11 protein-coding genes and 1 rRNA gene are annotated in these 10403 nt (G+C 61.6%); 7 read left to right on the top strand and 5 right to left on the bottom strand.

Features of this window, described 5'->3' with window-relative positions:
* Positions 1–297, bottom strand: a 16S ribosomal RNA gene (locus MRBLMC3_RS16105); the annotation flags it as partial.
* A 531-nt stretch (positions 298–828) separates the two neighbouring features.
* Positions 829–1482 carry an RBBP9/YdeN family alpha/beta hydrolase gene (locus tag MRBLMC3_RS16100; protein ID WP_363830425.1) on the bottom strand — a complete coding sequence of 218 codons (654 nt, stop codon included), beginning with the start codon at positions 1480–1482 and terminating at the stop codon, positions 829–831.
* A gap of 205 nt (positions 1483–1687) precedes the next feature.
* Here MRBLMC3_RS16100 and MRBLMC3_RS16095 point away from each other — a divergent pair, with 205 nt between their 5' ends.
* From MRBLMC3_RS16095 to MRBLMC3_RS16085, 3 genes are all read left to right on the top strand, one after another.
* Positions 1688–1891: a hypothetical protein gene (locus MRBLMC3_RS16095; RefSeq protein ID WP_133654132.1), complete on the top strand. Its 204-nt coding sequence runs from the start codon at positions 1688–1690 to the stop codon at positions 1889–1891.
* A complete protein-coding gene (locus MRBLMC3_RS16090) occupies positions 1881–2108 on the top strand; it encodes a hypothetical protein (RefSeq protein ID WP_363830422.1) in 228 nt (75 codons plus the stop codon). The genes MRBLMC3_RS16095 and MRBLMC3_RS16090 overlap by 11 nt, the downstream gene beginning before the upstream one ends.
* A 448-nt stretch (positions 2109–2556) precedes the next feature.
* Complete coding sequence (locus MRBLMC3_RS16085; protein ID WP_363830420.1) at positions 2557–2907, top strand: glycine zipper 2TM domain-containing protein; 351 nt, start codon at positions 2557–2559, stop codon at positions 2905–2907.
* Positions 2908–3049: 142 nt separating this feature from the next.
* Here the strand turns inward: MRBLMC3_RS16085 and MRBLMC3_RS16080 are convergent, their stop codons facing one another.
* Complete coding sequence (locus MRBLMC3_RS16080) at positions 3050–5350, bottom strand: arylsulfatase (RefSeq protein ID WP_363830417.1); 2301 nt, start codon at positions 5348–5350, stop codon at positions 3050–3052.
* 119 nt (positions 5351–5469) lie between these two features.
* On the opposite strand from MRBLMC3_RS16080, the gene MRBLMC3_RS16075 reads away from it, so the two are divergent.
* Entirely contained in the window at positions 5470–6156 is a 687-nt protein-coding gene (locus MRBLMC3_RS16075; protein ID WP_363830414.1) for a TetR/AcrR family transcriptional regulator, read from the top strand.
* 169 nt (positions 6157–6325) lie between these two features.
* Positions 6326–7006, top strand: a complete 681-nt coding sequence (locus tag MRBLMC3_RS16070; RefSeq protein WP_414714655.1) for a peptidylprolyl isomerase — start codon at positions 6326–6328, stop codon at positions 7004–7006.
* 57 nt (positions 7007–7063) lie between these two features.
* Here MRBLMC3_RS16070 and MRBLMC3_RS16065 read toward each other — a convergent pair whose 3' ends face one another.
* The gene (locus MRBLMC3_RS16065; protein WP_363830411.1) at positions 7064–7759 is read right to left on the bottom strand and encodes a hypothetical protein; all 696 of its coding nucleotides are present in this window, start codon (positions 7757–7759) and stop codon (positions 7064–7066) included.
* Positions 7760–7918: 159 nt separating this feature from the next.
* Between MRBLMC3_RS16065 and MRBLMC3_RS16060 the strand changes: the two genes are divergently transcribed.
* Both MRBLMC3_RS16060 and rarD read left to right on the top strand, forming a co-directional pair.
* Complete coding sequence (locus tag MRBLMC3_RS16060) at positions 7919–8140, top strand: hypothetical protein (protein WP_133654126.1); 222 nt, start codon at positions 7919–7921, stop codon at positions 8138–8140.
* Between the two features lie 38 nt (positions 8141–8178).
* A complete protein-coding gene (gene rarD / locus MRBLMC3_RS16055; RefSeq protein WP_363830466.1) occupies positions 8179–9048 on the top strand; it encodes an EamA family transporter RarD in 870 nt (289 codons plus the stop codon).
* Here the strand turns inward: rarD and MRBLMC3_RS16050 are convergent.
* Entirely contained in the window at positions 9045–10370 is a 1326-nt protein-coding gene (locus MRBLMC3_RS16050) for a dihydroorotase (protein WP_363830409.1), read from the bottom strand. The genes rarD and MRBLMC3_RS16050 overlap by 4 nt on opposite strands.
* Positions 10371–10403: the final 33 nt, after the last annotated feature.

Here is a 10403-nt window from a genome sequence, read left to right as displayed (position 1 = left end):
TGTCTCAGTCCCAGTGTGGCTGATCATCCTCTCAGACCAGCTAAGGATCGTCGCCTTGGTGAGCCTTTACCTCACCAACTAGCTAATCCTACGCGGGCTCATCCCTGGGCGATAAATCTTTGGACTTTCGTCATCATCCGGTATTAGCGTCAGTTTCCCGACGTTATTCCGAACCCAAGGGCAGATTCCCACGCGTTACGCACCCGTGCGCCACTAACCCCGAAGGGCTCGTTCGACTTGCATGTATTAGGCATGCCGCCAGCGTTCGTTCTGAGCCAGGATCAAACTCTCAAGTTTGATGTCCGATCCGCATCCAGGAGGAATAATCCCAAACACGAACCGCTCATTTCCAGGAGCCATTCCTGCACAAATCTTACATGGTGTGTAAGGACATTGTGAGTAATGGCTTGCTTTAAACCGAATATCCGACGCCCAGAAGCCGCCAGAACCCGGAGCCGCCGCCCACATGTCCCTTCATCAATCTACAATGTCAAAGAACCTCACAACATAAACCGGACAGCTATCCCACCCCGTTCCTTGCGTTCCGGGGGACCAGCGTCCGTCTATGTCGGCGACCGCCGCTTCCGCCGTCCCAGTGGGGCAGCGCCGCGTCGGTGAAGGCGCATCTAGGTGGGCCAGCAGATTCAGGCAACCCTAAAAATGACAGTTTCGAGAAATTTCCGGATTTTTTTGCGTAAATATCTGAAAATATATGGTTTTTGCTTCCCTATCTCGAAATTACGGGCCTTTTCGCCTGATGAGGGACCGCGAACCCTCCGATCCAGAGCAAAGATCCAACTCCGGTCCCGATGGGATAGCTGCCAATAATCAGATGCCGTAGAGCAAAGTAGCCTCCGCGCTGCGCTCACGCTCTCCCGCAGTCTGCCGGACCTCCATGCCTTGGTCCTCGAACGATTGCCCAAGACGTGAAAGCAAAAACCGCCCGAATGCCCAATCGCCCAACCCGGAATCAGCGTTGATGTGTCCCGCCTCACCGGCATCGGCAAAGCGACAACCCCAGAATTGCGCGAGCAGTCTTGCCCGGCTGAAGGAAATATAGGGATCGTTGCGGCTCGCGACGAGGATCGAAGGGAAAGGCAATAATGCCTTGGGCGTGGGCGCAAAACCGCGCAGGCGCGGATCGACCGCGCCCGATTCGAGTTCCGGTGGAGCGACGAGCATGGCTCCGATGATCTTTTCGCTCCATTGCGGACATTCGAACGCAGCCCACCACGCTATGGCATGACAACCCAGGCTATGAGCGGCCAGGATGACAGGGCCGTCGACGCGGTCGATCGCATGGTTGAGATGGCTGATCCAGCTATTGCGTTGCGGGGCATCCCAACTGCCCAGTTCAGCGCGATGGCAGTTGGGCAGCTCGGCTTCCCAGATGGTCTGCCAGTGCCCCGCTCCGCTGTTCATCAGGCCGGGCACGGTCAATATTGTCGCGGGTGCGGTCAATTCAGGGATATGTGGGCGCATGAAAGAACCTCCTACCCGACTATCTATTCTCTATCTTTATGATTGACAATAGATAGTCGGTCTTTTGCGGACTGCCGTTGCTGTTTCGCGACAAAGCGAAAGCACGCTTTCCCTGATTCTTGGGATGCCAAGTTTGCCCGCACTTCGGAGTTGTTGAAAGCCCGCATGGCTGCTTCTATCAGCGATCCATGCGGCGGCGATCTTCATGACGGGCGGTATCCGGGACATTCTCGCCCGTCTGCGCGCGCCCAGCGACAATGTCGTGGCACGAGCCAGACGCATGGTGGAGGCGCATGTGCCGGAAGGACGGCGCGGCCCAGGATGGGACCGGCATTGGCGGGAGCTGGAGGCCTATCTGGAACTGCCCGGGCAATGGCCCTGTGCCGAGGGGAAAGAAAATGACGACTGACAAACTTGTCGACATGATCATTGCCCGGCTGGTCCGCGATCATGGACGCAGCAAGCATCACTGGCGCAGGCTGGTGGGGCCGATCCGCCTCTATAGCCGTACCACGCATCCCCATTGCAACTGGTCTGCCGCGCCGACTGGCTCATTCCAGGAGATCGCCGCGATCGAGGCCTTGCTGGATGATTGGCGCATGCGTTACCCGCTGCTTTCGAGTTGATCGCGGCTTGAGAAGCAGCAAGCGATAAGGCTGCTTCCATCCCTTCGACGAGCTCCCGGCTTGAATATTGACGGTGGTGCCAAGGGATTGGCGTCGTTATCCTCGGCCTTCTATGCGCTCTAGGTTCCACCGTCGGCGCGATCCTCATCGCCGCCGGGAAAATCTCTTTCCGGCGGCGATGAGTCGTCGTGTCCTTCTCCGCCGGGTCCTGGGACGATTCGCTGCGCTGTCCGTTCTGCATGCCGACCTCCTCTATTGAAGACGGCAAGGTGGGATTTCCGGTCGATATCCATTCCGAAAGGCCGCGGCGCGTTCGCGCTTAACCTGCTTTATCGACACGGCACGGCCAGTTCCGTTCAGCTTAACCGTTGATAACAAAGCGGTTCAGGATCGGCGCATGTGCCGCGTGGAATAAGCGGGTCAACGACAAGGTAAGAGGAGACCAGTCATGACCATTCGCAAAACCATGCTCGCCATCGCAGCTGCTGCCGCGACGCTTTCCGCAGCGGTGCCGGCGACGTCCTTCGCCCGCGACGACGGCTGGCACCGCTATGACCGTCACGAGCGGGTCCGCTATTCCGACCGCCGCGATTATCGCGACTACCGCTCCTATCGCGATGACCGCGGCTATCGTTGCCGCAAGTCGGGCGGTACGACGGGCCTGCTGCTGGGCGGTGTCGCCGGGGCTTTGCTGGGCCGCGCGGTCGACACTCGCGGTGATCGGGCTCCCGGCACCATCATCGGCGCTGGCGCCGGCGCGCTGGCCGGCCGCGCCATCGACCGCAATTCAAGCTGCTAAACGAGAATCAAGAAGGCGGCAGCGATGAAGCTGCCGCCTTTCCTTTTTGGTGCTTCATTTTTTTGTTTTACCGCTCGCGCCGAACCGACAGATTTTCTCCATCAGCGTAGAAAACGCCCTCGCCGAGTCCGAAAACCCGGCATCAGCGCAGGTCGATCCGAACATCGCTCAACATCCCGGTGAAGTCGGACGGAAACGGATAGTCTCCGACAGGCGATCCATAATCCGTCCCCACATCGAGACCTTCATTAAGCGAGAAAATCCCTGGAAGTGTCCGGGGGAGATGGCCGGTCGCCACGACCTGCCCGTCGGCGAGCAGGGTCAGCACGCCCCCGCCGCCCCTGACCTGCGGGGCGCCCTCATAATCAAACCGCGCCACCAGCGACTTCGTACCTGCGGCAATCGGAGATTGCGCGACGATGCGGTAATGCGCCGCCAATCCAAGATTATAATCGAAAGCGGGCCGTCCATCGCGCAGATAGAAGGCCCAGCCCCCCGTCATGCCTCCCTGGGTGATGAGCATGCCGTTGTCACGCGCAGTGAAGCTGCCGTCCGCCGCGATGGTCCATGACCGGTTGCGGATATTGGGCGCGATCGTTTCGGGAATGCCGATCGTACCGGGATACAGTTCGAAATGGGTCCGCGAATCCGGTGGGCGGCTGGCGAGCCTTTCCCCTGCCCGCCAGTCGAGCGGCAGCACATTGTTGCGCTTCGCTTCCTCCCACCACAGTTTCCTGTACTGCTCGAGTCGTTCGGGATAGCGAGCGGCAAGATCATGGGCCTGGGTAAAGTCGTGATCCAGGTCGTAAAGTTCCCAATGGACCTTATCGGGATCCAGCATGGCACGGTTGGCTTCCCACGGGTTTGCAAGCCGGGCCGATGCCATCCAGCCGTGATCATAGATGGCGCGATTGCCGAACACCTCGAAATATTGGCGCTGCCGCACCTCGGGCGCATGGGGCTCCGTCGCCACTGGGAGCAGGTTGACGCCGTCCAGCGGCTTCTGGGCAATGCCGTCGACGCTGGTTGGCGCCCTAACGCCTGCAGCGGCAAGAAGCGTTGGCGCAATGTCCGTCACATCGGTGAACTGGCTTCTGAGCGCACCCTTGTCGGCAATGCGCGCGGGCCACGACATGACCATGGGATTGCGCACCGCGCCAAGATGCGACACCACCTGTTTGTAATAGCGAAAAGGCGTATTGACCGCCCACGCCCAGCCGGCGGGATAATTGTTGTTATAGGCCGGACCGCCCAGGTCCGCCAGTTCGGCGGTCGTCACCTTCTCTTCCAGCCCGTTTGCCGGCCCCAGTTCGTTCAGCGTACCATTCGCCCCGCCCTCCGCGCTCGCGCCATTGTCGCCCGCAATATAGACGATCAGCGTGTTCTCACCCCCTGGCATCGCATGGACGGCATCGATCAGCCGGCCCACCTCCGCATCGGTATGGGCGGCAAATCCGGCGAACACCTCCATCTGACGAGCGAAGATGCGCTGCGTTTCGGCTGGCAGGCTGTCCCATGCAGGAATTTCCGCCGGACGCGGGGTCAGCTTGGCATCCTTCGGCACTACGCCAAGCGCCTTCTGCCTTGCAAAGGCGGCGGTCCGATACGCGTCCCAGCCCTTGTCGAACTGACCCTTGAAGCGATCGATCCATGCCTTCGGCGCATGGTGCGGCGCATGCGTCGCACCGGGGGCAAGATAGAGGAAATAGGGCCGGTCTGGGCTGGCGGCCTTCACGCTCCTGATCCAGCCGATGGCGCGATCCGCAAGATCATGGGTGAGGTGATAGTCCGGGTCGCGCACAGGCGGCACGGGCCGGTTATTCTCGAACAGCAACGGCTGATGCTGACTGGTGCCCCAGGCGTTGAACCCATAGAAATAATCGAAGCCAAAGCCGCCCGGCCAGTGATTGAAGGGCCCCGCAGGCCCGGCCTCGGCAGGCGGCGTGTTGTGGTTCTTTCCGAACATGGCGGTGGCATAGCCATTGTCGCGAAGAATGCGGGCAACAGGCACGGTACTCTGCGGAATGATGCCCGTATAGCCGTCATAGCCGGTCGCTAGTTCGGTGACGATGCCAACCCCCGCATTATGCGGATTGCGCCCCGTCAGAAGCGCGGCGCGCGTGGGCGAGCAGATACCCGCCGTATGGAAGCGATTGAAGCGCAAGCCCTCGGCGGCCAGCCGATCCATCGCGGGCGAAGGCACCGCGCCGCCAAAAGTCGCATATTGGCCGAAACCGGCATCGTCGAGCATGATGACGATGATATTGGGCGCCCCTTTGGGTGCCGCGACGGGCTTGGGAAGCGATGCGGGTGACGATTCCCGGAACGTCCGCCCGACCGTGCCAGTGAATGTCCCGTCCGGAATCGGAAGCGTTATGTGCGGCTCGGCAGCCAAGGCAGACGCGGCAAGCGACAGAACCAATGATGTGAACATCAATTTCATGCGGCACCTCCCGTGAATTTTTTCGGACCAGCAGATGCGGCATTTCCAACCGCCTCGCCATAATTATAACAAGTGTATTAAACTGGACGTGGGCGCGCAAGCGGATATGGTGAAATGCCATGAGCCCTGCCGCTGTCCCCGTGAAGCGACCCAAGTCGCGCGCCGTTATCGTCGATGTGGCGGAGCGTTTATGGGGCGAGCACGGCCTCGACGCCGTGTCGCTTCGAGAGATCAGCGCCGCTGCAGGCCTGTCGAACCCGGCCTCGGTTCAATATCATTTCGGCGGACGCGACGGGTTGGTGAACGCGATCTATACAAGGCGGCTCCCGGCAATCGATGCGCGTCGCAGCGCCCTGCTGGCAGCGGCGCGCGTCAAAGGCAGGGAAGCTGATCTGCGCATTCTGCTCGATTGCCTGTTTCGCCCCCTTCTCGAACAGCAGGACGAGCGGGGCCAACACAGCTATGCCTCCTTCCTGCGGCAGGTCCTGCAATTCGAACCCGCCATTGCCCTGCGCGGCCAGGCCATGAGCTTGACGCCCGTGACGGTAGAGCTGCTCCTGCTGATCGAAAGAGCCATGCCGGACGTTCCACCGCGACTGGTGCAGCATCGGCTCATCGCAATGAACCTGTTGATGCTTGACGTGCTGATCAGACACGACCGCGATCCCGAAGCGGAATTGCTGGTGGAAGAGATTTATGCCGATACGCTCGACATGCTGGTGGCGGGCGTCGGCGCATGCCCCACGACAGGAAATCCGAATATGTGGCATCCGGCAAAGACGAACCTGGACTCCAACGAAATCTGATTAGCTGTTTTGCACGGTCAGGATCGCTTGCGCCGAATGAACTGACTTATGGCGGCGCCTTCTTCTGCGAAGAAGTGTGTGGAACGGGTGCTTGTCACCCGGTTGCGCCGGGCCTGCACAGGCTCTAGCCTAAGGCGAAACTCCTTTCATTGAGCGTGCTTGCCTGTCGATGATCCCTGCTGTCCTGCGTTTTGCCCTCCTGTCGCTTGTCCCGCTTCTTGGCACTCTGGCTTCCGGTTCCGCCCTCGCGCTGACCGCGAACCGGCCAACCCCCGGCCATACCCGCGTAGCGATAGAGACCTCCATGGGCACCATCGTGGTCGCGACCGATGATCGGAGGGCACCTGTCACCTCCGCCAATTTCCTCACCTATGTCGATGACGGGCGCTTTGACGGCGTGACCTTCTATCGCGCGGCGCGGCGCAAGAGCGATCCAGGGCTGGGGCTGATCCAGGGCGGGATCGACACCGACGCCCGCCGTTCACTGCCGCCGATCAAGCACGAGCCGACGACGCAGACCGGGATCAGGCATCTCGACGCCACGCTTTCCATGGCGAGGCCCGACCGCGCCAATTCCGCCATGGGCAATTTCTTCATCACCGTGGGGCCGACGCCGAACATGGACGCGCGGGGCGACTATATCGGCTATGCCGCTTTCGGCCACGTCGTTGGCGGCATGGATGTTGTGAAGCGGATCCTTGCCGTGCCGACCTGCTGCGGATCGGGGCCGATGCGGGGGCAGATGATCATCAAGCCGATCCGTATCATCCGCGCTAGGCGGCTTGACGGTACGCCTCATCCGACGCGCGGGGTGAAGCCGTGGTTGTTGGGCCTCCGGCGCAAGCCCTGAAATCGGGCGGACGGTCGCCGCTATGCGCAACTGATCAGGGTGCGGTGCCCAACGGTCCTAGCGGCCGTTATCCGCTAACAGGTCGACGCTCGTCTTGCCGCCCGGCGCCTGGGTGAACAGCAGCAGGAAGGCGCTGCCGTCATCCTTGCGCGAGCCGCCCAGCACATGGTCGCCGCCCATCACCCTGTGTTCGGCATCAAAGCCTGCGCGACGAGCCTGGGTATAATAGAAGTCCATCACGCTTTGCCACGGCACCGGCGTGACGAATGTCGCCGCCCGCAGCGTGCAACCGTCCTTTTCCGCACCCGCAGCCTCCATGAGCTGCGCGCCGGGATAAACGGCAAAGGGTTCGGGCAGGCGGCTGGCCCATTGCGCGCCATGGATCAGTTGCTCGCGACAAAGGGCATTGCCGCCCGGCTTCTTCTGTTCGGCGGCCACGGCAGCCAGCGCGGCTTCTGACTCCTTTGCCTGCCCTTGGGCAGGCGCGGGCGCGGCAAGCAGCGTCCCGCCCGCCAGCTTCACGGAGGCGGCCAGCGCAGTCGCGGCCTCTCCCTTCAACGCCGGCAGTTTTGCGGCCGCATCGGAGCGGCCGGCAAGCCGGGGATCGACCACGATCTGATTGGCGAGCGCATCCACCGCATTGTTGGTGAGTTGGGCGTCGAGCGCGTTCAGATCATCCTTTTTCTTGTCGCAGCCCGCCAGAGGCAGGGCGACAAGCATCGCCAGAACACAGAACGATCGAACAGGCGCCATCGCTTCACTCCTTCGTAAACAAGACATGAAGAACAGAGGTTAATTTTTCGTTAGGGTTTTTGGTGAATCACGAACTTCCCCGGGCGCCGGGCCAGTCTGCGTCAACTGGCCCGGTATCCTGCCTTGCTTCGGCCCTGCTCACTCGCCATTTGTACGGCCATGTTCAACGTCCTGTCAGCCCTGATTGGCCTCATCACCCTGCTCCTGATGATCCCGGCGGTCTTTCCGCTGCTGGGGGCGCTCAACTGGCTGCTGGTGCCCATGGCGTTGTTCGGCGCCTTTGTCGGCATGTTCTCCACGAAAAACGGGGGACGTAATTTTTGCCTGATCGTGGCGGCGTTCGGCGCCCTGCGGCTGTTCATGGGCGGAGGAATCCTCTGAATAGTTCCGATCCATCCGAACAGACGGTACGGCAGGGCCTGCTCGCGGCCATAGCGGCCTATAGCGCCTGGGGACTACTGCCTATCTATTTCAGGCTGCTGCATCATGTGAATGCGGTGGAGATTGTCTGCCAGCGCATCCTATGGTCGCTGCTGTTGATCCTGACGCTGTTGCTAGCGCGACGGAACCTTCGCGAGCTGGGGCCAATATTGCGCGACCGGCGACTCCTTTTCGCCCTTTCCGGATCAGCCCTCATGATCGGCATCAATTGGCTGACCTATGTCGGGGCGGTGAACGCGGGGCATGTCATCGCCGCCAGCCTGGGTTATTTCCTCAATCCGCTCGTCAACGTCGGGCTGGGCATGCTGCTGCTCGGCGAGCGACTGAGGCTGGGACAACTGGCGGCGGTGGCGGTCGCCGCGGTCGGCGTCGCCATCATGGCCGCAACGGCGCTGACGACGCTCTGGATCAGCGTGGCGCTGGCATTTTCCTTCGGCTTTTATGGACTGATTCGGAAAATGACGCCGGTTGCCCCCATGGTCGGACTGGGTGTCGAGACCTTTCTGCTGATGCCGCCGGCCGTCGCCTATCTGTTCTGGCTGTCGATGCACGGCGGCGCGAGCTTCGGACAGGATATGCCGACCACCGTCCTTCTGATCGCAGCTGGCGCAGTTACGACCATTCCTTTGGTCCTGTTTGCGATCGCCGCGCACCGATTGCCCATGGCGACGCTTGGCCTGTTGCAATATCTGGCGCCTTCCATCCAGTTCCTGTGTGCCATCCTGCTGTTCGGCGAAAAACTGACGATGGGACAGATGGCTAGCTTCGGATTGATCTGGCTCAGCCTTGTCGTGTTCGCGGCGGACGGCCTGAGCGCCGCCCGTCGCAACCGCCTGGCATCGGTTTAGGCGAACTCGGTCGCTTCGAAGCGGACAGGCTCACCCACTGCCTCATTCGCCAGTGCATCTTCCCACATGACGCGATGGCCGCGGATGATGGTGCCGACAGCCTTGCCGGTCAGTTCCATCCCCTCAAAGGGCGACCAGTTGCAGCGGGAGGACAGCCAGTCGCCACCCACCGTCCAGCGCTTCTTCAGGTCGACCACGGTGAAATCGGCGTCATAACCGATCGCAATGCGGCCCTTGCCCACCAGGCCGAAGACGCGCTGCGGCCCCGAAGAAGTCAGTTCGATGAAGCGACGGAGCGACAGCCGCCCCTCCGCCACGTGATTGAGCAGCAGCGGGACCAGCGTCTGCACGCCCGGCATGCCGCTGGGCGAGGCGGGATAGGATTTCGCCTTCTCCTCGATCGTGTGCGGCGCATGATCGCTGCCCAGAACGTCGGGCACCCCCTGGTTCAGCCAATGCCACAACCCGTCGCGATGCGCGCCGGAGCGGATCGGGGGGTTCATCTGCGCATAGGTACCAAGACGCGGATAGGCATGCTCCGCCGCCAGGGTTAGATGCTGGGGCGTGACTTCACAGGTTGCGATATCCTTGTTTCGGCCGATATATTCCAGTTCTGCGGGCGTCGTCACATGCAGAATGTGAATGCGACGGCGCGCCTTGCGGGCAAGATCGATGATCCGCCTGGTGGCGATCATCGCGCTTTCATCGTCACGCCACACGGGGTGAGACGACGGATCGCCTTCCACCCGCAGATCCTTGCGCGCGTTCATCCGTGCCTCGTCCTCGGCATGGATGGCGACGCGTCGGGTGCCGCTGGCGAGGACACGGGACAATGCGTCGTCATCGTCAACCAGCAGGCTGCCGGTGGAGGCACCCATGAAGATCTTGACCCCCGAGGTGCCGGGTATCCGCTCCAGTTCCTTCAACTGCTCGGCATTGTCCGCGGTGGCGCCGACATAGAAGGCATGGTCGCACCACATGCGATGATGGGCGCGATTCAGCTTGTCCCGTACCCGCTCGGCAGTGTCGGTGTTGGGATTTGTGTTCGGCATCTCGAACACGGCGGTGATGCCGCCCAGCACTGCCGCGCGGCTGCCCGATTCCAGATCTTCCTTATGCTCCAGCCCGGGCTCGCGAAAATGGACCTGACTGTCGATGCAGCCCGGCAGCACGTCCAGGCCTGCGCAGTCGATCACTTCGCCCGCATCGCCCAGGGACGCGCCGATGGCGACGATTCTGCCGCCGCTCACGCCCACATCCACGCTTTCCGCGCCGCCAGGGGTGTGCACGGTTCCGTTCTTCAGGAGGAGGTCGAAAGTCATGTCGGTCTCGCCAGCTTGGGGGTGGGCTTGGAT

The organism is Sphingobium sp. LMC3-1-1.1, from assembly GCF_040676285.1.
Taxonomy (GTDB): Bacteria; Pseudomonadota; Alphaproteobacteria; order Sphingomonadales; family Sphingomonadaceae; genus Sphingobium.
This window is presented reverse-complemented; position numbering and strand designations above follow the sequence as displayed.

Coding starts and splice junctions, on each gene's coding strand:
- MRBLMC3_RS16080 (WP_363830417.1), bottom strand. CDS start 5,350: ATGAAATTGATGTTCACATCATTGGTTCTGTCGCTTGCCGCGTCTGCC.
- MRBLMC3_RS16090 (WP_363830422.1), top strand. CDS start 1,881: ATGACGACTGACAAACTTGTCGACATGATCATTGCCCGGCTGGTCCGC.
- MRBLMC3_RS16060 (WP_133654126.1), top strand. CDS start 7,919: ATGTTCAACGTCCTGTCAGCCCTGATTGGCCTCATCACCCTGCTCCTG.
- MRBLMC3_RS16100 (WP_363830425.1), bottom strand. CDS start 1,482: ATGCGCCCACATATCCCTGAATTGACCGCACCCGCGACAATATTGACC.
- MRBLMC3_RS16065 (WP_363830411.1), bottom strand. CDS start 7,759: ATGGCGCCTGTTCGATCGTTCTGTGTTCTGGCGATGCTTGTCGCCCTG.
- MRBLMC3_RS16070 (WP_414714655.1), top strand. CDS start 6,326: ATGATCCCTGCTGTCCTGCGTTTTGCCCTCCTGTCGCTTGTCCCGCTT.
- MRBLMC3_RS16085 (WP_363830420.1), top strand. CDS start 2,557: ATGACCATTCGCAAAACCATGCTCGCCATCGCAGCTGCTGCCGCGACG.
- MRBLMC3_RS16075 (WP_363830414.1), top strand. CDS start 5,470: ATGAGCCCTGCCGCTGTCCCCGTGAAGCGACCCAAGTCGCGCGCCGTT.
- MRBLMC3_RS16050 (WP_363830409.1), bottom strand. CDS start 10,370: ATGACTTTCGACCTCCTCCTGAAGAACGGAACCGTGCACACCCCTGGC.
- MRBLMC3_RS16095 (WP_133654132.1), top strand. CDS start 1,688: ATGACGGGCGGTATCCGGGACATTCTCGCCCGTCTGCGCGCGCCCAGC.